This window comes from Pseudonocardia sp. 73-21 (assembly GCF_001899645.1).
GTDB lineage: Bacteria > Actinomycetota > Actinomycetes > Mycobacteriales > Pseudonocardiaceae > Pseudonocardia.
On the sequence record NZ_MKVV01000027.1, the window covers coordinates 35,058 to 54,033 of the forward strand.

At 72.1% G+C, this 18,976-nt stretch carries 18 protein-coding genes and 1 riboswitch; of the genes, 12 read left to right on the forward strand and 6 right to left on the reverse strand.

Annotated features, from left to right (window positions below; genetic code table 11):
• The first annotated feature begins 1 nt into the window (after position 1).
• Both BGP03_RS06555 and BGP03_RS06560 read left to right on the forward strand, forming a co-directional pair.
• A complete protein-coding gene (locus BGP03_RS06555) occupies positions 2-250 on the forward strand; it encodes a DUF3039 domain-containing protein (RefSeq protein ID WP_296372683.1) in 249 nt (82 codons plus the stop codon).
• A gap of 6 nt (positions 251-256) precedes the next feature.
• A complete protein-coding gene (locus BGP03_RS06560; RefSeq protein WP_296372681.1) occupies positions 257-901 on the forward strand; it encodes a class I SAM-dependent methyltransferase in 645 nt (214 codons plus the stop codon).
• Between the two features lie 69 nt (positions 902-970).
• Here BGP03_RS06560 and phaZ read toward each other — a convergent pair whose 3' ends face one another.
• Together phaZ and BGP03_RS06570 are read right to left on the reverse strand one after the other, a co-directional pair.
• Entirely contained in the window at positions 971-1,798 is an 828-nt protein-coding gene (gene phaZ / locus BGP03_RS06565; RefSeq protein ID WP_298796614.1) for a poly(3-hydroxyalkanoate) depolymerase, read from the reverse strand.
• Positions 1,795-3,492 (reverse strand): alpha/beta fold hydrolase, encoded by a 1,698-nt coding sequence (locus tag BGP03_RS06570; RefSeq protein WP_296372678.1) that lies wholly within the window; start codon positions 3,490-3,492, stop codon positions 1,795-1,797. The genes phaZ and BGP03_RS06570 overlap by 4 nt, the downstream gene beginning before the upstream one ends.
• Positions 3,493-3,688: 196 nt before the next feature.
• Here BGP03_RS06570 and BGP03_RS06575 point away from each other — a divergent pair, with 196 nt between their 5' ends.
• Complete coding sequence (locus tag BGP03_RS06575; protein ID WP_298796612.1) at positions 3,689-5,404, forward strand: DEAD/DEAH box helicase; 1,716 nt, start codon at positions 3,689-3,691, stop codon at positions 5,402-5,404.
• Between the two features lie 770 nt (positions 5,405-6,174).
• Here BGP03_RS06575 and BGP03_RS06580 read toward each other — a convergent pair.
• Positions 6,175-6,321 (reverse strand): hypothetical protein, encoded by a 147-nt coding sequence (locus tag BGP03_RS06580; RefSeq protein ID WP_296372724.1) that lies wholly within the window; start codon positions 6,319-6,321, stop codon positions 6,175-6,177.
• 377 nt (positions 6,322-6,698) lie between these two features.
• On the opposite strand from BGP03_RS06580, the gene BGP03_RS06585 reads away from it, so the two are divergent.
• Positions 6,699-7,511: an EamA family transporter gene (locus BGP03_RS06585; RefSeq protein WP_296372720.1), complete on the forward strand. Its 813-nt coding sequence runs from the start codon at positions 6,699-6,701 to the stop codon at positions 7,509-7,511.
• A gap of 94 nt (positions 7,512-7,605) precedes the next feature.
• Here the strand turns inward: BGP03_RS06585 and ppk2 are convergent, their stop codons facing one another.
• The gene (gene ppk2, locus BGP03_RS06590) at positions 7,606-8,532 is read right to left on the reverse strand and encodes a polyphosphate kinase 2 (protein WP_298796610.1); all 927 of its coding nucleotides are present in this window, start codon (positions 8,530-8,532) and stop codon (positions 7,606-7,608) included.
• Between the two features lie 290 nt (positions 8,533-8,822).
• On the opposite strand from ppk2, the gene BGP03_RS06595 reads away from it, so the two are divergent.
• The 4 genes from BGP03_RS06595 (at position 8,823) to BGP03_RS06610 (ending at position 13,457) form a co-directional block, all read left to right on the forward strand.
• Positions 8,823-9,944, forward strand: coding sequence for a substrate-binding domain-containing protein (locus tag BGP03_RS06595; RefSeq protein ID WP_296372672.1), 1,122 nt, complete (start codon positions 8,823-8,825; stop codon positions 9,942-9,944).
• A 69-nt stretch (positions 9,945-10,013) separates the two neighbouring features.
• Positions 10,014-10,787: an ATP-binding cassette domain-containing protein gene (locus tag BGP03_RS06600; RefSeq protein WP_296372670.1), complete on the forward strand. Its 774-nt coding sequence runs from the start codon at positions 10,014-10,016 to the stop codon at positions 10,785-10,787.
• A 34-nt stretch (positions 10,788-10,821) separates the two neighbouring features.
• Positions 10,822-12,267, forward strand: coding sequence for an ABC transporter permease (locus BGP03_RS06605; protein WP_296372668.1), 1,446 nt, complete (start codon positions 10,822-10,824; stop codon positions 12,265-12,267).
• Complete coding sequence (locus tag BGP03_RS06610) at positions 12,264-13,457, forward strand: ROK family protein (protein WP_296372666.1); 1,194 nt, start codon at positions 12,264-12,266, stop codon at positions 13,455-13,457. Before BGP03_RS06605 ends, BGP03_RS06610 begins: the two co-directional genes overlap by 4 nt.
• A 513-nt stretch (positions 13,458-13,970) precedes the next feature.
• Here BGP03_RS06610 and BGP03_RS06615 read toward each other — a convergent pair.
• Complete coding sequence (locus BGP03_RS06615) at positions 13,971-14,507, reverse strand: hypothetical protein (RefSeq protein ID WP_298796608.1); 537 nt, start codon at positions 14,505-14,507, stop codon at positions 13,971-13,973.
• A 134-nt stretch (positions 14,508-14,641) separates the two neighbouring features.
• On the opposite strand from BGP03_RS06615, the gene BGP03_RS06620 reads away from it, so the two are divergent.
• The 4 genes from BGP03_RS06620 (at position 14,642) to BGP03_RS06635 (ending at position 18,102) form a co-directional block, all read left to right on the forward strand.
• Entirely contained in the window at positions 14,642-15,373 is a 732-nt protein-coding gene (locus tag BGP03_RS06620) for an SDR family oxidoreductase (RefSeq protein WP_296372662.1), read from the forward strand.
• A gap of 13 nt (positions 15,374-15,386) precedes the next feature.
• Positions 15,387-15,498: riboswitch (TPP riboswitch) on the forward strand.
• Between the two features lie 27 nt (positions 15,499-15,525).
• Entirely contained in the window at positions 15,526-16,503 is a 978-nt protein-coding gene (locus BGP03_RS06625; RefSeq protein WP_296372660.1) for an ABC transporter substrate-binding protein, read from the forward strand.
• 122 nt (positions 16,504-16,625) lie between these two features.
• On the forward strand, positions 16,626-17,360 hold the full coding sequence (locus BGP03_RS06630; protein ID WP_298796607.1) for an ABC transporter permease: 735 nt from the start codon (positions 16,626-16,628) through the stop codon (positions 17,358-17,360).
• Positions 17,353-18,102 carry an ABC transporter ATP-binding protein gene (locus BGP03_RS06635; protein ID WP_298796606.1) on the forward strand — a complete coding sequence of 250 codons (750 nt, stop codon included), beginning with the start codon at positions 17,353-17,355 and terminating at the stop codon, positions 18,100-18,102. The genes BGP03_RS06630 and BGP03_RS06635 overlap by 8 nt, the downstream gene beginning before the upstream one ends.
• Positions 18,103-18,128: 26 nt before the next feature.
• On the opposite strand, the gene BGP03_RS06640 is transcribed toward BGP03_RS06635, so the two are convergent.
• Entirely contained in the window at positions 18,129-18,902 is a 774-nt protein-coding gene (locus BGP03_RS06640) for a tetratricopeptide repeat protein (RefSeq protein ID WP_298796604.1), read from the reverse strand.
• Between the last annotated feature and the right edge of the window lie 74 nt (positions 18,903-18,976).

The window sequence follows — 18,976 nt, forward strand, 5'->3', positions numbered from 1 at the left end:
CATGGCCACCCAGGTGCTGCCCGACGTCGAGACCCGCCCCGAGGGCACCGACACAACGGGCAACGACGAGCCCAAGATGTTCCACTACGTGAAGAAGAACAAGATCACCGAGAGCGCGGTGCTGGGCAACCTGGTGCAGGCGCTGTGCGGGGAGACGTTCCCGGTCACGCGCTCGCCCAAGCCCGGGTCGCCGGTCTGCCCGGACTGCAAGAAGATCTACGACGGTCTGCGGCCCGGCGGGGACTCCTGACCCGACATGCCCAAGCTCGCCGTCCGCGGCTGGTTGTACGACCGCCTCATCGTGGGGATGACCACCGACTGGTACCGCGAGGTCCTGGCGCGGTTACCGGAGGGTGCCCGCGTCCTGGATGTCGGGATCGGCACCGGGGCCGCGATGTCGCGGTGTGCCGACCTGGTGCGTGACAAGGACCTCACCGTGGTCGGCCTGGACATCGACGCCGACTACGTCACGCGCTGCCACCGCGAGCTGGCCAGGGCCGGCCTCTCGGACCGGGTCGAGCCGCTGCTGGCGTCGGTGTACGACCACGAGGGCGGCCCCTACGACGCCGTCTACTTCAGCGCGAGCCTGATGCTGCTGCCCGACCCCGCGGCCGCCATCACGCACGTGGTGGCCCAGCTGGTGCCGGGTGGGCGCGTCTTCGCCACGCAGACGTTCCAGCAGCGACGATCGAAGCTGATGGAGCGGGCGAAACCGATGATCCGGCACGTCACCACGATCGACTTCGGCCGCGTCACCTACGAGGACGACTTCCGCGCGTGCATGACCGCTGCCGGCGTCGAGCTGGTGGAGCTGCACACGATGAGCGCCAGCCGCTACCTGAGCCACCGCCTGGCGGTGGCGCGGGTGGCCGACGACGAGGCGGACCGCTCCGCCGCCTGACGCACCGTCCCGGCGCGCGCCCGTCGGAACTGGGGACGGGAGCAGGGCAGGGCGGGGCCGCCCCGGGACTCAGTCCTCCAGGAGGAAGTGGTCGATCACCGGTGTCAGGTCCTTCGCCTCCGTCAGGAGGGCCAGGTGGCCTCCTTCGTAGATGTGCAGTCGTGACCTCGGGATGCCGCGCGCCATGATCTTCGCGTTGACGATCGGGATGATCGGGTCGTCGTCCCCGGCGATGATCAGCGTGGGCTGGCGGATCAGGCCCAGCGCGGGCAGGCTGCTCCAGCCCGCTCCGGCGAGGAGCTGGTAGTAGTAGCCGCGGCTGGGGCCCTTGCGGGTGAAGGCGTGCAGCACGTTGGCGGCGGCCTCCGGGGTGGACCGCATCGTGCCGCCGTAGATCTCGCCGGCGATGGTGCGGGCGTAGTCCGGGTCCTGGTGACGGCGCGGCGTGAGCATCTTGGCGAGCACGTTCGGCCGCGCGGGCACCATCAGCGAGCCGGTGCCGGTGGCGGCGAGGACCAGCTTGCGGGTCTGGCGCCGCTGCACCACGGCGAACTGCTGGGCGAGCCCGCCACCCCAGGAGAACCCCATGACGTCGACCTTGTCGTAGCCCAGGCGGCGGATCATCGTGCCGACGAGCGGCGCCAGCGTCGACATGTGGTACGGGATCCGCGGCACCGGGGAGCCGCCGATGCCGGGCACGTCGAAGCGGATCACCTCGATGGCGGGCGGCAGCTCGTCGACGAACGGCTGGAGCAGCTCCAGGCTCGCGCCGATCCCGTTGAGCAGCAGCAACGGGGTGCGGGCCGGGCCGGGCCCCGCCGCGCGGCGGATCGAGACGCGCAAGCGACGGCCGCGGACGACGGTCTCGAAGACGTCGTCTTCCAAGGAGGTACTCATTTCTCGAAAATGTACTCGCCGGGGGCCGGCGTCATCGCGTGCAGCCCGCGCCCGCCCAGCTCCGGCGGGGCGTCGACCGTCCCTCCCGAGTGCGGCTCCAGCCAGGCGGCGTGGTCGGGCCACCACGACCCCTTGACGGTGGTGGCCACGCTGAGCCACCCGTCCGCCGACGGCGGCGTGGGGACGGCGGCGTCCTCGGGCGAGACGCGGAACGTCGACTTCGGGTTGCCCGGCGGGTTCACCAGCGATGCGATGTGGCCGCTGGTGGAGAGCACGAACCGGCTCTCGCCGCCGAGCAGCTGCGTGGTGCGGTAGCAGGACTGCCAGGCGCACAGGTGGTCGGCGATCCCCGCGATGACGTAGCTGGGCCGGTCGATCTTCGACAGGTCCACCGCCGTGCCGAGCATGCTCGCCCCGCCCGGCGTGACCAGGGCGTTGCGCTGCGCGATGTCGATGAAGTCGCGGTGCAGGCCGGCCGTCATGCGGGTGGTGTCGGCGTTCCAGAACAGGATGTCGAACGCCTTGGGCGCCTCGCCGCGCAGGTAGTTGTTGACCCAGTAGCTCCAGATCAGGTCGTTGGGCCGCAGCCAGGCGAACACCTCGGCCAGCGTGCGGCCGTCGAGGTAGCCCTTCTTCGCCGACGACTCGACGGCGGTGCGCGCGGTGTCGGCGTCCATGAGCGCGCCGGTGGTGCCGGCGCGGTTCTGGTCCAGCACCGTGACGGCGAACGTCACCGACGCCACCCGCTCCTGCGCGCCGATCGCCGCGAGGTGGGCGAGCAGCATCGCGGTGATCATGCCGCCGGAGCAGAACGCCATCAGCGACGTCGACGGCGTGCGGGTGATCGTCTCGCAGGCGTCGAGGGCGTCGAGGATGGCCTGGCCGTAGGTGTCGAGGTCCCACTCCGCGTGCTCGGCGGAGGGATTGCGCCACGACATCAGGAACACCTGCTGGCCGCTGGCCACCAGATTCTCGACGATGCTGCGGCCCGGCGCGAGGTCGGCCACGTAGTACTTGTTGATCGTCGGCGGCACCAGGAGCAGCGGGAGCTCGCGCACCGTCGGCGTGGTGGGCAGGTACTGGATCAGCTCGAACACCGGCGTGCGCAGCACCACGGCGCCGGGGGTGGCGGCGAGGTCCTCGCCGACGGTGAACGCGTCGGGCTCCACCATCGTGGGCACCCGCGGCGCCGAGGACATGTCGCTGACCAGCCGGCGCGTGCCGCGCACGACGCTCGCGCCCCGGGAGTCGATCGCGGCGCGCCAGGCCACCGGGTTGAGCAGGCTGTTGCTGGGCGCCAGCGCGTCGATGACGTTGCCGACGGCGAACAGGACCCGCTCGTGATCGGCCCAGTTCAGCTCCGCGTCCTCGACGAGCTCGGTGGCCGTGCCGCCGGCGGCGATGTGGGCCTGCACGAGGCGGCGCAGCACCGGGTTGGTGCTCCACTGCGGGTGGGCGTAGCGCTTGTCCTTGGGACTGGGCGCCACCTCGGAGCTGCCGATGCCGATGCGCGCGATCTCCGCCGCCAGGCCGGCGGCGCGGCGGGTGACCGTGACCGGCTTCGCGGCGAGCTTGGCGGCCATCCGGATCCCGGACGCGGCGGGCAGCATCCGGCGCAACGGTCCGAGTGCACCGTCGGTGAGGAGCATGTCCAGCCCGGTGGCGACGTCGACGTCCGGCTCGTCGGTGCTCATGATCGTGCTCCTTCTCACAGCGGGTGGGCCCAGCTTGAGTGGCCGGGACCCGCAGCGGCAAGTCCTGACCCTTCCATCGTGGGCGCCCGGGGTGGGCGGCGGGGCCGCCGATGCCGTCCCGTTACCCTGGCCCCTGCCCGCACGGAGCCGCCCCGAGGCCCGCGGAACCCTCGCAGCCGAGACGTCAGGGAGTCGTGTGTCGCAAGCCCAACCGATCGCGCCCGCGTCCCGTCCGCTGCGCGCCTGGCAGCGCAGTGCGCTGGCCCGCTATCTCGCCGCCGCGCCGCAGGACTTCCTCGCGGTCGCGACGCCCGGCGCGGGCAAGACCACCTTCGCGCTGCGGGTGGCGTCGGAGCTGCTGGCCGACCGGGTGATCGAGCGGATCACGGTCGTGGCGCCCACCGAGCACCTCAAGACGCAGTGGTCGGTGGCCGCGGCTCAGGTCGGCATCGCGATCGACCCCGACTTCCGCAACTCCACCGGCGCCACGTCGTCGGACTACACGGGCATCGCCGTCACCTACGCGGGCGTCGCCGCCCACCCCCTGCTGCACCGCGCGCGGACGGAGAACCGCCGCACGCTGGTGATCCTCGACGAGGTGCACCACACCGGCGACGCGCGCTCCTGGGGTGACGCGATCAAGGAGGCGTTCGAGCCGGCCACCCGCCGCCTCACGCTCACCGGCACCCCGTTCCGCAGCGACGACAGCCCCATCCCGTTCATCGACTACCTGCCCGACGCCGAGGGGGCCCTGCGCAGCCGCGCAGACCACTCCTACGGCTACGCGGAGGCCCTCGCCGACGGAGTGGTCCGGCCCGTCGTCTTCCTGGCCTACTCGGGGCTGTCGAGCTGGCGCACCAGCGCGGGCGAGGAGATCACGGCGCGCCTCGGCGAGCCGATGACCGGTGAGCAGACCGCCCGCGCCTGGCGCACCGCGCTGGATCCCGGTGGCGAGTGGATGCCCGCGGTCCTGCGGGCGGCCGACAGGCGCCTGACGGGCCACCGCGCGGGCGGCATGCCCGACGCCGGCGGGCTCGTCATCGCCACCGACCAGACCACCGCACGCGCCTACGCGGCGATCCTCACCGAGGTGACGGGTACGCCGCCGGTGGTGGTGCTCTCCGACGAGCAGGGCGCGTCGGCGCGCATCGCGCGGTTCAGCGAGTCCGACGACCGCTGGATGGTGGCTGTCCGAATGGTCAGTGAGGGCGTCGACGTGCCCCGGCTGGCCGTCGGGGTCTACGCCACCAGCGCGTCCACACCGCTGTTCTTCGCGCAGGCCGTCGGGCGCTTCGTGCGGTCGCGGCGGCCGGGGGAGACCGCGTCGGTGTTCGTGCCGTCGGTGCCCGTGCTGCTGGGCCTGGCGAGCGAGCTGGAGGCCCAGCGCGACCACGTCCTGGGCAAGCCGCACCGCCCCGAGGAGCAGTGGAACGACGAGGAGCTCGCCGCCGCCAACCGGCAGGAGGACGAGCCGGGGGAGGACGAGAAGTCGTTCACCGCGCTGGAGGCCCACGCCGAGCTCGACCAGCTCATCTACGAGGGCACGTCGTTCTCCGCCGACGAGGAGGACTACCTGGGGCTGCCCGGGCTGCTGGAGCCAGACCAGGTGCGCACCCTGCTCTCCCAGCGGCAGAAGGACTGGCTGACGCGCTCGCAACGCAAGTCCGCCGCGGCCGCCCCACCGGTGGTGCCCGCCCCGCCGGCGGAGCGCCCCCAGCTGTCGGTGCGCGAGCACCTGAACAAGCTGCGCAAGGAGCTCAACACCCTGGTGGCGCTGCACAACCACCGCACGAAGAAGCCGCACGGCATGATCCACAACGAGCTGCGGGCGAAGTGCGGCGGCCCGCCCACGGCGATGGCGAGCATCGAGCAGCTCGAGGAGCGCATCGCCACCCTCCGCAGCTGGCGCTGACCCGCCGCGCTGACCCGCCCCGCCCCCGCCCCGCCCCCGCCCCGGCGCCGCCCGCGAGTCGGGCCGCACGTGCCCGCGAGTCGGGGTCTGCGTGCGACCGAGTCGGGGTGTGCGTGTGCGCGAGTCGGGGTCTGCGTGCGACCGAGTCGGGCCGTATGTGCCCGCGAGTTGGGGTGTGCGTGTGCGCGAGTCGGGGGCCTACGGGGCGTCGCTGGCCGGGACGCGAGACGCGGCGGAAGCGGCTGCGCGGTGATCGTTGACCGGGGACGCGGAACCGTCCCACGTGCAGCCACACGTCCCCGACCGGCGATCACGGCCGGACGGATCGTCGATGATCGGCGTTCCGGGACCGGCGGGCGTGAGGGGCCGGAACCGGGTCGCCGAATGCGCACTGGTTCGGGTCATCGCCCGAACGGGTGAGCGCTGATCATGACGGCGACGGGCTGGTCCGATGGTGATCGTCGGTTCGGGACGCCGCGCAGCGTCGGGCACGGCTACGCATCCCCGGATGGTGATCATGGTCCGGCGCCGGCGGCAGGCTCACTGGTGATCCCCCGAGGGCTCCGCGACCGGTCCGTCCCACGTCCCGGACGCGACTCGCGCGCACGCAGAGCCCGACTCGCGCGCACGGAGGGCCCGACTCGCGGACATGGAGGGCCCGACTCGCGGGGTCGGGATTGCCGGGGACGGCGAAAGGGGCGGGGACCGTGTGGTCCCCGCCCCTCCGCGGACGTGTGGTGGGCCGGTCTCGAGCCGGCTTGGTCACGTGCCTACTGGAGTTGTGCCTGCATCTCGGCCAGCTTGTCGGCGTGGGCCTTCGCGTGGTGACCGCAGAAGAGCAGCTCGCCGCCCTTGGGCAGTACGGCTCGCACCTTCGCCGCCGCGCCGCATCGGTCGCAGCGGTCGGCAAGAGTCAACTCGGGCCGGGTAAGGGTTCCTGGCTGCATGGCGGTCTCCCTCCGTTCGGCCCCGGGACAACTCCCGAGACCGTTCACTGTGACGACCGCTTGCGCGGTGCGTCCACTCTCCCAGACGTTCAGCACCCCTGCTCGTGTTCCCGTCGCGTGTCGCGACGACCGTCACGTTTGCCGCGGGAGCGAGCAGATTCAGTTGGCTGGTTCGGTTGACACCCTGTCGTCGGTTGACGATGAGTGAATTCTGCGGTGCGTACCGGGTCACCGCAAGGTGGGCTGTGTTAACACTCCCGCGGGGGCGATTACGCTGAGCAGTCGTGACGAGCAGCGTGCGGAACCGGGTCCCGGCCCCTGCCCTGTTCGTTGCCGGCGCCGTCTCGATGTACGTCGGGGCGGCGCTGGCGGTCGCACTGTTCGATCGCCTGTCGCCGACCACCGTCGCCGTGTTACGGCTGGTGGGGGCCGCCGTGGTGCTGATCATCTGGCGACGACCCGAACGGGTGGCGTGGCGGGGGAGGCGCCTCGGGAGGGCCGTTCTGTTCGGCATGGCGACGGCGCTGATGAACATCGCGTTCTACGAGGCGATCGCCCGGCTCCCGCTGGGCACCGCGGTGGCCGTCGAGTTCTGCGGGCCGGTGGCGGTGGCGGCGCTCGCGTCGCAGCGCGCCCGCGATGTCGCCGCGGTGGTGCTGGCTGCCCTCGGGGTGCTCCTCATCGCCGATGTGCGCTGGTCAGGGAGTCCGTCGGGGGTGCTGTGGGCCCTGACGGCGGCGGCGATGTGGGCGGCCTACATCGTGCTCGGCAAGCGCGTGGCGAGCGCCGGGAACGGGCTCGACGACATGGCCGTGGGGTTCGCGGTGTCCGCCGTGATGCTCTCCCCGCTGCTGTTCGTCGGGGGCGTGGGAGCGCTCTCCGCGCTCGGCGACCCCCTGGTGGCGGCCATCGCCGTGGGGGTCGGGGTGCTGTCGAGCGTGGTGCCCTACGTGATCGACCAGATCGTGCTGCGCCGGGTCGGCCGGGCCCGGTTCGCGGTGCTGCTGGCCCTGCTCCCGGCCACGGCCACCGTGGTCGGTCTGCTCACGTTGCAGCAGGTCCCGGGCTTGTGGGAAGCGGCGGGGATATCCGCGGTCATCGCCGCCGTCGCGCTGCGGTCCCGCGACGGCGACGAGCCGGCGCCGGTGCTGCGGACGTGACACGGATCACGCAGGGTAATCTGCCGAATATGACACTGCGTAATTGATTTCGCCCGGATCAGGTGACGCTGGGGCACCTGAGTGAAATCGGTCGTTACTCGTGTGGACGGGCGGCGAGCGGCGGGAAGTGGCCGGTCCGCTCGCCGTACTCGAACAGCTCGGCCGCCGGACCGACGATCAGCGGGTCGGGGTCGGTGGCCACGTCGAGGGCCTTGCCGGGGTAGTCGAACAGGCGCAGGACGTGGCGCATGGCCTCGAGCCGGGCCCGCTTCTTGTCGTTGCTCTTGATCACCGTCCACGGCGCGTCGGCGGTGTCGGTGTAGAAGAACATCGCCTCCTTGGCCTCGGTGTAGTCCTCCCACTTGTCGAGCGAGGCGAGGTCCATGGGGGAGAGCTTCCACTGCCGGACGGGGTCGACCTGGCGGATCGTGAAGCGGGTGAGCTGTTCGTTCTGCGACACCGAGAACCACAGCTTGACCAGCGTGATCCCGCTGCGCACGAGCATCCGTTCCAGCTCCGGAGTGGTGCGCAGGAACTCCATGTACTCGCGCGGCTCGGCGAAGCCCATGACCCGTTCGACGCCGGCACGGTTGTACCAGCTGCGGTCGAACATGAGGATCTCGCCGGCGGCGGGCAGGTGGGCCACGTAGCGCTGGAAGTACCACTGGGTGGACTCGCGCTCGGTCGGCTTCTCCAGCGCGACGACGCGGGCGCCACGCGGGTTGAGGTGCTCCATGAAGCGTTTGATCGTGCCGCCCTTGCCGGCGGCGTCGCGGCCCTCGAACAGGATGACGACGCGTTGGCCGGTCTCTTTCACCCAGTTCTGCAGCTTGAGCAGCTCGATCTGCAGCAGTCGCTTGGTGCGGTCGTACTCGCCGCGGGAGAGGCGCTCGTCGTAGGGGTAGCCCTCGCGCCACGTGTCGACGTGGCTGCCGTCGGGGCCGACGAGGACGGGGTCGTCGTCGTCGGAGTCGTCGACGCGCAGGGCGGAGGGGTCCGCGAGGAAGTCCGGGATGGCCACCGGCGCACCTTCGTCCGTCGGCGTGTCCGGACGGTGAACGCGGGATGGACGGTGGCGGTGCCGCCGGGCGTCGGTGTGGTGACGCCGGGTGTGGGCCGTTCGGCCTACTGGGCGGCCTCCGGACGGTGGGCGTCGCAACAAATCGGAGCTCGTGTTGCGGAAACGTGACCGATTTCGGGAACTTGAACGATTCAGTGTGCTTGGCACCACTCCAGTTGGGGACATACGTTGCCGGTCACAACATTTACCCGCCTCGGCGGGACTCCCCGACGCTGTGGAAGGAACACGAGATGCGCGTGAAGAAGACTGCGCTCGCGGCTGCGGGGCTGGGCCTCGCCCTGACGCTCGCCGCCTGCGGGCAGAACGCGGCCACCCCGAGCGCCGGCGGGGCCAGCAGCGCGCCCGCCGCCGCCTCCGGTGCGAAGGTCGGCGTCATCCTCCCGGAGACGGCCAGCTCGGCCCGCTGGGAGGGTTTCGACAAGCCGCTGCTGACCGCCGCCATGGCGAAGCAGGGCCTGCAGGCCGACATCCAGAACGCCCAGGGCGACGAGCAGAAGTTCTCGACCCTGGCCGACGGCATGATCTCCAGCGGCGTCAAGGTGCTGGTCATCGCCTCGATCAGCAGCGAGGGCGGTGCCGCGGTGGAGGCCAAGGCCAAGGCCCAGGGCATCCCGGTCATCGACTACGACCGGCTCAACCTCGGCGGCACCAGCGGCTACTACGTGTCGTTCGACAACGTGAAGGTCGGCGCGCTGCAGGGGCAGGGTCTCGCGGACGCGCTCAAGGCCAAGCCCGGCGCGCAGGTGATCCAGATCGAGGGCGCCCCCACCGACAACAACGCCACGCTGTTCTACAACGGCCAGCAGACGGTGCTCCAGCCGCTGTTCGCGTCCGGTGCGCTCAAGCTCGTGGAGAAGCAGGCCATCCCGAAGTGGGACAACCAGGTCGGCGGCACCACGTTCGAGCAGATCCTGACCAAGAACGGCGGCAAGGTCGACGGCGTGGCCGCGGCCAACGACGGCCTCGCCGGCGCGATCATCACCGTCCTGACCAAGGTCGGCCTCAACGGCAAGGTGCCGGTGACCGGCCAGGACGCCACCCCGGACGGCCTGCAGGCCATCCTGCGCGGCGACCAGTACATGACCGTCTTCAAGGACATCTCCAAGGAGGCCGAGGCCACCGCGCAGCTCGCCGGCGCGCTGGCCAAGGGCGACGCCTCGGGCGCCGACGCGATCGCCACCGCCTCGTCCGACGACCCCACGGGCAAGCGCACCGTCAAGTCCGTGCTCCTCACCCCGGAGCTGATCACCAAGGACAACGTCAAGACCGTGGTGGACGCGGGCGCGGTCAAGGCGTCCGAGATCTGCGTGCCGGCCACCCAGGCCGCGTGCGACCAGCTCGGCATCAAGTAACCGACCGACCCTCGTGGGTGCGGCAGGCGGTGATCCCGCCTGCCGCACCCTTCGGCACGGAGGTGCCCCATGAGTGAACCGATCCTGCAGCTACGCGGGGTGAACAAGAGCTTCGGCGCGGTCCAGGTGCTGCACGACGTGGATCTCACGGTGCGGGCCGGCGAGGTCACCGCGCTGGTCGGCGACAACGGCGCGGGCAAGTCCACGCTGGTCAAGTGCGTGGCGGGCATCCACCCCATCGACTCCGGCGAGGTGCTGTTCGACGGCGTCCCGGTGACGCTCAACGCACCCACCGACGCCGCCAAGCTCGGCATCGAGGTCGTCTACCAGGACCTCGCGCTCGCCGACAACCTCGACATCGTCCAGAACATGTTCCTCGGCCGCGAGCGCGGCCGGCCGTGGCTGCTCGACGAGGCCGACATGGAGCAGGCCGCGCGGCGCACCCTCGCCTCGCTGTCGGTGCGCACCGTCACCTCGGTGCGGATGCCCGTCGCCGCCCTCTCCGGTGGCCAGCGCCAGACCGTCGCGATCGCGAAGGCCGTGCTGTGGGACTCCAAGGTCGTGCTCCTCGACGAGCCGACGGCCGCGCTGGGCGTGGCCCAGACCCGCCAGGTGCTCGACCTCATCCGGCGCCTCGCCGAGCAGGGCCTCGGCGTCGTGCTGATCAGCCACAACATGGCGGACGTGTTCGAGGTCTCGGACCGCATCGCCACCCTGTACCTCGGGCGCATGGTCGCCGAGGTGCCGACGAAGAGCATCACCCACGGGCAGGCCGTGGAACTGATCACCGCGGGCCGCTCGGGAGAGCTGGGCCTGCAACGACCCGAGAGCGTGACGGTATGAGCACCGACGTCATTCGTCCCGCGGAGGTGCAGTCATGACCGCCCCCACCGACAAGGAAACCTCCGCGGCCGACCGCGCCGGCCCCGCGTCCACGCGGGCGGCCGACTTCGGCATCGACACCACCGCGAAGTCCACCGGCGAGGCCCTGCGGGGCTACGTCGCGAACCTGCGCAACGGCGACCTCGGCTCGCTGCCGGCGCTGCTCGGCCTGCTGGCCCTGTTCGTCCTGTTCACCGTGCTGGCGCCGGAGATCTTCCCGAGCCTGATCAACCTGGCCAACCTGCTCCAGCAGGGCGCCGGTCAGACGATCATCGCGATGGGCCTGGTGTTCGTGCTGCTCACCGGCGAGATCGACCTCGCCGCGGGCACCGCGTCCGGGCTCGCCGCCGCCGTCATGGCACTGCACCTGGTGAGCAACGGCAACCTGCTGGGCGCGATGGGCACGGGCGTGTTCGTCGCCTTCGCCGTGGTCCTGCTGGTGGCGGTCGTGCTGGCCGTCCTGCTGAAGATCTGGTGGGGTGCCGTGCTCGGCGTGGTCGCCCTGCTGCTGCTGGTGGTCGGCTTCCCGCCGAACCCGTGGCTGGAGATGCTGCTGGCCGTGTGCGTCGGCGCCGTCATCGGCTGCGTCACCGGCTTCCTGATCGCCAAGGTCGGGATGCCGTCGTTCGTCGTCACGCTGGCGCTGTTCATCGCCTGGCAGGGCGTGATCCTGCAGCTCATCGGCACCGGCGGCACGCTGGGCCTGCGCGACCCCGTGATCAACGCCGTGGCCAACGGCAACCTCTCCACGCTGGGCAGCTGGATCCTGTTCGTCGTCGGTGCCGGTGGCTACGCCGCGGTGCTGCTCAACCGGCAGGTCTCGCGGCGCAGGCTCGGTCTGGTCGCGCAGCCCACTGGGCTGGTCCTGCTCAAGATCGCCGCGGTGGTGATCCTCGCGGCCATCGCGACGTTCCTGCTGACGGTCAACCGGTCGCAGAGCACCCTCGTGGTGATCAGCGGCGTGCCCTACGTGGTGCCGATCGTGCTGGTCCTGCTGGTCGCGGGCTCCTACATCCTCGACCGCACGCGCTTCGGCCGGCACGTCTACGCCGTCGGCGGCAACCGCGAGGCCGCCCGCCGGGCCGGTATCGACGTGGTGCGCATCCGGGCCACCGTGTTCGTCATCTCGTCGGCGTTCGCGGCGATCGGCGCCATCGTCTACTCGTCGAAGGTCGGGTCGGTCTCGCCGGACGCCGGTGGCGGCAACACGCTGCTGTTCGCGGTCGGGGCCGCCGTCATCGGTGGCACGTCGCTGTTCGGTGGACGGGGGCGGGTGAGCAACGCGGTGATCGGGGGTGCCGTGCTGGCCACCGTCAACAACGGCCTGGGCCTGCTCGGCCAGCCGTCGTCGGTCGTGTTCCTCGTCAACGGCATCGTGCTGCTGCTGGCGGCGGGTGTGGACGTGCTGTCGCGCCGTAGGTCAGCTGTCCCGCTGAGATGAGCCGCGCCTGGGGGGGAGACGGTGGCGCCGCCTCCACCTCGGGGGCCAGGCCCGACGAGGCACGACGGCACAACCGGGCCGCGCTGCTGCGCCGCCTGCACGTCGACGGGCCCTGCACGCGGGCCACGCTGGCCACCGAGCTGGGGCTCAACCGCAGCACGATCAAGTCGGTGGTCGACGGGCTCGCGGAGTCCGGCGTCGTCACCGAGGCCGTCCCGGCGCAGCGCAACGGCGCCGGGCGGCCCTCGCTGATGGTGCTGCCCTCGCCGGAGGCCGCGGTGGTGCTCGCGGTGGACGTGCGGGTGGAGCAGGTGGCGATGTCGATCGTCGGCATCGGCGGGCAGGTGCTCGGACGCCACAGCTGGAACCTGCACAGCCGCACCCGCACACCGGGTGAGGTGATCACCCACGTCGCGGAGTCGGCGCAGCTGCTCGCGGAGGAGCTGGCCGTGAGCGCGGCGGGGGTCGGGGTGTCGCTGCCCGGCGTCGTCCGCCGCGACGACGGCTGGGTGCACGAGGCCCCCAACCTCGGCTGGCGCGACGTCGCGCTGGGCACGCGCCTGGCGTCGGTGCTCAAGTTGCCGGTGCAGGTGGCCAACGACGCCGAGCTCGGGGCGCTGGCCGAGCACGTCCGCGGCGTGGCCCGCGACGTCACCGACCTCGTCTACATCTCCGCGGACAAGGGCGTCGGCGGTGGCGTGATCTCCGACGGCCGGCCGCTGCGCGGCACCCGCGGCTACGTCGGGGAGATCGGCCACCTCGTCGTCCGGCCGGGGGGGCGGCCCTGCTACTGCGGGTCGCGCGGCTGCTGGGAGACCGAGGTGGGGGAGGCGGCGATGTGCCGCGCCCTCGGGCTGCCCGAGGACACCGCGCGCGGCGTGGTGGTGGCCGAGCTGCGTTCGCTGGAGACCAGCGCCCGGCCCGGCCCGCTCGACGAGTTCGCCGAGTGGCTGGCCACCGGGCTGGTGACGGTCGTCAACATGATGGCGCCGGAGCTCGTGGTGCTCGGCGACCTGTTCACCGCGCTGCCCTCGGCCGTCGTCGGGCACGTGCGCGACCTCGTGCACGAGCGCAGCCTGGTGAGCCGGGCCGTCGGCGGGACGCGGATCGAGCTGAGCCCGCTGGGCCGCGACGCGAAGCTGGTGGGCGCGGCGGAGCTGGCGTTCGAGCCGGTGCTCGGGGCCGTGTAGATCGTTCGGGCCAGATCTTCCAGGTCTGCCGCCGCGCGTCGACGACGTGCCGGAACTCCGCCGCGATGGTCAGGCACACGAGCGTGGTGACGGGGGTGTCGGCGCGGAACTCGCCCCACTCCCGCCCGTGCTCGACGGCCGCGGTGAGCCAGCGCTCGAGGCTGTCGTAGTGCGCCTGCACCCAGGGGTGGGCCGGGTGCTCGGGGTCGAGCGCCTCGCGGACCGTCGCCTCCGGCACGTCCCCGGACCGGACGGCGGCGACGAGCTTCCCGCCCCGGTGCTCCGACGGGCCGGGTATGACGAGGTCGAGCCCGCCGTTCGCGGACCCGCCGGTGGAGCGCGTGGCGAACCAGTCCGACAGCATCAGCCCGGTCGCAGCCCCACTCGTCCTTCAGCACGCCGTTGACCAGGGCGTCGTGCTCGGTGGCGGGCACGCCGTCGACGTCGTTGTGGGCGGCCGTGACCTCCTCCGCCGCGTTGTCCGGGTACGAGGAGGGGGTCGCGACGCCGGGGTCAGCCGACCTTGGTCCAGGTGCAGCCGTTCTTCACGGTGAAGACCTTGCCCGCCTTCAGCGTGACGACGCCGGGTCCGGTCAGGATGTCGTTCTTGTCGATGCCCCCGACCTGGCCCGAACCGTCGCCGACCTCCATGTAGCAGGCGCTCAGGGCGTCGGTGCTGCCCGGGCCGGGGGTCTTGTACTTGCCCGCGGCGATGTCGGTGCCCACCTCGTAGGTGCCGTCGGAGAACGACGTCAGGGGACCGGCGGGGGCGGCCGGGGCGACGGGAGCGGCCGGGACCGCGGCAGCCGCGGGGGCCGCCGGGGCGGTGGCGGACGCCGGGGCGGCGGCCGGGGTCGCCGCGGCCGGGGTGGCCGAGCCGGCGTGGGCGGTCGCCCCGATGACCAGTCCCACGACCAGCCCGCCGACGGCCCACGGCCAGCGGCGGCGGGCCTTCGGCGGCTTCGGGGCCTGCGGCAGCGGCGACCCGGCGCGCTGGACGGGGATGGCCGTGGTGGGGTCGGTGCCCCAGTGCGGTTGGTTCGGGATCACGGGGCTGCTGCGGCGTGGTGGTCATGGTGGGCTCCCCGACTGTCGGCGACCTGCGTCCGTGCAGGTCCGTTGCCGTGCACATCGGACGTCCTGACGCCGGTGTTGCGTGTCCGACCTGCGGATACCCAGTTCTGATGATCCGTGGTCTGATCACCGTCATGGATCTGGGAATCAGCGGGAGACGCGCGGCCGTGGCCGCGGGCACGGCCGGGCTGGGGTTCGCGAGCGCGCAGGCGCTGGCGGCCGAGGGGGTGCGGGTCACGATCTGCGGCTCCGACGAGGGCCGGGCGAAGGAGGCGGCCGAGCGGATCGGGGCCGCGTACGTCGTGGCCGACCTGACGCGCCCCGAGGAGGCCGCGCGCTTCGTCGAGGAGGCGGGGCCGGTCGACATCCTGGTCACCAACGGGCCGGGTCCGGCGCCGGGCACCGCGCTCGCCACCCCCGCGTCGGCGTACCAGGAGGCGCTCAACCGCAGCCTGCTCGCCGTCGTCCACATGTGCCTGGCCGCGGTGCCGGGCATGCGCGCGGCGGGATGGGGTCGGATCGTCGCGATCACGTCGGCGGGCGTGCGCCAGCCGTACCCGAACCTGGTGCTGTCCAACACCGCACGCGCCGGCGCCACCGGGTTCCTCAAGACCCTCGCCACGGAGTGCGCGGCCGACGGCGTCACCGTCAACTCGGTGCTGCCCGGCCTGCACGACACCGCCCGGCTGCGCGGCATGAACGGCGGCAAGCGGCCGCCCGGGCGGGTCGGCGAGCCGTCGGACTTCGGGGCCGTCGTCGCGTTCCTGTGCTCCGAGCAGGCCCGGTTCGTCACGGGCACCGCCACCCCCGTCGACGGTGGGGCGAACCAGTCCCTCCTGTGACGAGGTAACGTCACCTCCGACCCGCGGGAGCCCACGATCCGAGGCTGAGAGGGCGGCAGGCCGGCCGTCGACCGTTCGAACCTGATCCGGTTAGTACCGGTGTAGGGAGGAACGCAGTGACTGGCGTACCCAGAAGGACCATCCTCGCCGCCTTGGCGGCGTCGCCCCTGCTCGCGGCGTGCGGGGGAGGTGCAGGCAGCAGCGCGCAGACCGTCCGCATCGCCCTGGACTGGACGCCCAACACCAACCACACCGGGCTCTACGTCGCCCAGCAGCAGGGCTGGTTCCGCGACGCGGGCCTCGACGTGCAGTTCCTGCCCTACAACTCCACCTCGCCCGACACGCTCGTGTCGTCGGGCGCAGCGGAGTTCGGCATCTCGTTCCAGGACTCCTTCACCTACTCCAAGGCCGCCGGCGCCGACATCACCTCGGTCATGGCGATCCTGCAGCACTGGGGCACCGAGATCGGAGTCAAGGCCGGGCGGACCGACATCCGCACCCCCAAGGACCTCGACGGCAAGGTCTACGGCGGCTTCGGCGCGCCGGGTGAGCAGCCGAAGATGGCCGCGGTGATCAAGAATGCGGGCGGCCGCGGGGTGTTCACGACCGTCGTGCTCGGCACCTCGGCGTACGAGGCGGTCTACGCGGGGCAGGCCGACTTCACCGAACCGTTCCTGGCGTGGGAGGGCATCGAGGCGGAGATGCGCGGCGAGCCGTTCCGCACGTTCGCCTACACCGACTACGGCTTCCCCGACGCCTACAGCGTGCTGCTGATGGCGAACTCCCCGTGGCTCGCCGCCCACCCGGACCAGGCCACGGCGTTCGTGCAGGCCGCGCAGCGCGGTTACCAGCTGGGCGCCGACGACCCCGGCAAGGCCGCCCAGCTGCTGATGGACGCCAACCCCGGCACGTTCACCGAGCCCACGCTGGTGACGCGCAGCCAGGACATGCTCGCGGCGAAGTACCTCAAGGACGGCTCGGGGAAGGTCGGACCGCAGACGGCCGGGATGTGGTCGGGCTACTCCGGGTTCGCGTTCGACACCGGCACGCTGGCCGGTCCGGACGGCAAACCGCTCACCACGCGCCCGGACTTCTCGACATGGTTCACCAACGCGCACCTGGCCTCGTGAGCCGCGCCGACGGTCTCGCGCAGATCCCGGCCCGCGCGCACGGACGGGCCGACTCGCGCGCACGGAGACCTCGACTCGCGCGCACGGAGACCCCGACTCGCGGGGTGGGGGTGGTGCGGCGGGTGGCGCCGCCGCTCGTGCTCGTCGTGCTGCTGCTCGTCGTCTGGCAGGTCGCTGTGGTCGCGTTCGACGTGCGGCCGCAGGTGCTGCCCTCCCCGCTGAGGGTGGTCGAGCAGGGGTGGGCTTACCGGGAGCAGCTGTGGGCCAACACGCTGCCGACCCTGCAGGTGACGCTCGTGGGCTTCGCGGTGTCGCTGCTGGTGGGATGGGTGCTGGCGGTGGCCGTCGACTTCTCGCCGTGGCTCAGGCGCGCGCTGACGCCGCTGCTGGTGGTGTCGCAGACCCTGCCGATCATCGCGATCGCGCCGCTGCTGATCATCTGGTTCGGGTTCGGGCTGCTGCCCAAGGTCGTGGTGATCGCACTGGTGACGTTCTTCCCGATCGCCGTGGGGCTGATCGAGGGGTTCGCCGCCACCGACCGTCAGGCCACCAACCTCCTGCGCAGCATGGGCGCGTCGCGGTGGGAGCAGTTCCGGCTGGTCCGGCTGCCCGGCGCGCTGCCGCGGTTCTTCACCGCGCTGCGCATCGGCATCACCTACGCCGTGACCGGCGCGATCTTCGCCGAGTACGTGGGGGCCACGGCCGGGCTCGGGATCTTCATGAACCTGCAGAAGAACTCGTTCCGCACCGACCTGGTGCTGGCGGCCGTCGTCGTCACGGCGGTGCTGTCGGTGGCGCTGTTCGCGCTGACCTACCTCGTGGAGCGGCTCGTCATCCCGTGGAACCGCGATGTCTGACCTGCGCGTGGAGGGGCTGACCAAGGCCTACCCCGGTCTCCCGGTGCTGGACGGTGTCTCGTTCGACGTGGACACCGGGGAGTTCGTGTCGGTGATCGGGCCCAGCGGCTGCGGCAAGTCCACCCTGTTCGACGTGGTCGCCGGGATGGAACGCCCCGATTCCGGGCGCGTGCTCGTCGACGGGAAGGACGCCACCGGCCGCGTCGACCCGTTCGCCTACATGCCCCAGCAGGACCTGCTGTTCCCCTGGCGGACCGTGCTCGCCAACACGACCCTGGGGCTGGAGGTGGCCGGGATGCCCCGCTCCGAGGCGCGCGAGCGGGCGCGGGCGCTGTTCCCGACGTTCGGGCTGGCCGGGTTCGAGGACGCCCGCCCCGCGCAGCTCTCCGGAGGGATGCGCCAGCGGGCGGCGCTGCTGCGCACGGTGGTGCAGGACCGGCCCGTGCTGCTGCTCGACGAGCCGTTCGGGGCGCTGGACTCGCTCACCCGCACCGGCATGCAGACGTGGCTCGCCGACGTCCGCGCCGGCTTCGGCTGGACGGTCGTGATGGTCACCCACGACATCCGCGAGGCCGTGCTGCTCTCGGACCGCGTCGTGGTGCTCGGGCCGCGCCCGACGACCGTCCGGCACGAGGTGGTGGTGGATCTCCCGCGGCCCCGTGATCTCGCGACGACCACCTCGGTGCGATTCTCGGAGATCGCCGCAGAACTGCTCGGAATGCTCACCCTGAACGCTGTGTAATTCCCCCTCCACGCGGAGTGGAAATATCAGGCGGGAATGGCCGACGTGAGCGCGAACCGCTCGGGGCTGTGCACGTTCTCGAGATCCTCGACGAGTGCGACGGTATCGGGATGGTCGGCGCCCAGCAGCTCGGTGGAGTCGGCGACGGCCCGGTCGAACTCCTCGGTCGACTCCCGCGGGCGTCCGAGGTGCGCGAGGCACGCCGCGAGGGCGCCGCGCAGTGCGATGGTGTGGGCGTGCGCGCCGCCGAGCGTGTGCTCGGCGTCGTGCAGTGCCGCCTTGAGCAGCGTCCACGCCGACTCGACGTCGCCCGTGGCCGCGCGGGCCAGCGCCAGGTTCATGCGGGAGGTGAGGGTGTCGAGGTGCTCCGGGCCCAGGGTGCGGCGGCGCTCGGCGGTGATCGCGGTGGCGAGGTCGACGGCCTCCTCCGCGCGTCCGGCCAGCCGGAACGCCGTGGCCAGGGCCTCGCCCGCGGTGAGGGTGCGGGGGTCGTCCGCGCCGAAGACGTCCGTGCGGGCGGCGTGGTTGCCGGTGAGGATGTCGATGCCCTCCGACCAGCGCCCGGCCTGCACGAGCGCCACGCCCAGGTTGCCGGCGACGGTGAGCGTGTCGGGGTGCACGGAGCCCAGCCGCTCCCGGCATCCGGCCAGCGTCTCCACGAGCAGGGACACGGCGAGGTCGGGACGGTCGGCCCGCAGCCGCGCGGCGGCGGCCGTGTTCGACGCGACGAGCGAGCCCATGGCGTCCAGGTGCGCCTGATCGCCCGCGCTGTGGCTGGCTTTCCTCGACCACCACGCCATCGTCGGCCCCCCGATCCCCGTTGTCGGGTCGAAACTACACCGGACGGCGGATCATTCGAGGTGAATGCGCATCC

What these genes read in the sequence shown, in the direction of transcription:
- BGP03_RS06610 (WP_296372666.1), top strand. Translation starts at nt 12,264, where the DNA reads ATGAGCCGCGCCTGGGGGGGAGACGGTGGCGCCGCCTCCACCTCGGGG.
- BGP03_RS06585 (WP_296372720.1), top strand. Translation starts at nt 6,699, where the DNA reads ATGTACGTCGGGGCGGCGCTGGCGGTCGCACTGTTCGATCGCCTGTCG.
- BGP03_RS06570 (WP_296372678.1), bottom strand. Translation starts at nt 3,492, where the DNA reads ATGAGCACCGACGAGCCGGACGTCGACGTCGCCACCGGGCTGGACATG.
- BGP03_RS06560 (WP_296372681.1), top strand. Translation starts at nt 257, where the DNA reads ATGCCCAAGCTCGCCGTCCGCGGCTGGTTGTACGACCGCCTCATCGTG.
- phaZ (WP_298796614.1), bottom strand. Translation starts at nt 1,798, where the DNA reads ATGAGTACCTCCTTGGAAGACGACGTCTTCGAGACCGTCGTCCGCGGC.
- BGP03_RS06635 (WP_298796606.1), top strand. Translation starts at nt 17,353, where the DNA reads ATGTCTGACCTGCGCGTGGAGGGGCTGACCAAGGCCTACCCCGGTCTC.
- BGP03_RS06640 (WP_298796604.1), bottom strand. Translation starts at nt 18,902, where the DNA reads ATGGCGTGGTGGTCGAGGAAAGCCAGCCACAGCGCGGGCGATCAGGCG.
- BGP03_RS06605 (WP_296372668.1), top strand. Translation starts at nt 10,822, where the DNA reads ATGACCGCCCCCACCGACAAGGAAACCTCCGCGGCCGACCGCGCCGGC.
- BGP03_RS06600 (WP_296372670.1), top strand. Translation starts at nt 10,014, where the DNA reads ATGAGTGAACCGATCCTGCAGCTACGCGGGGTGAACAAGAGCTTCGGC.
- BGP03_RS06620 (WP_296372662.1), top strand. Translation starts at nt 14,642, where the DNA reads ATGATCCGTGGTCTGATCACCGTCATGGATCTGGGAATCAGCGGGAGA.
- BGP03_RS06555 (WP_296372683.1), top strand. Translation starts at nt 2, where the DNA reads ATGGCCACCCAGGTGCTGCCCGACGTCGAGACCCGCCCCGAGGGCACC.
- BGP03_RS06595 (WP_296372672.1), top strand. Translation starts at nt 8,823, where the DNA reads ATGCGCGTGAAGAAGACTGCGCTCGCGGCTGCGGGGCTGGGCCTCGCC.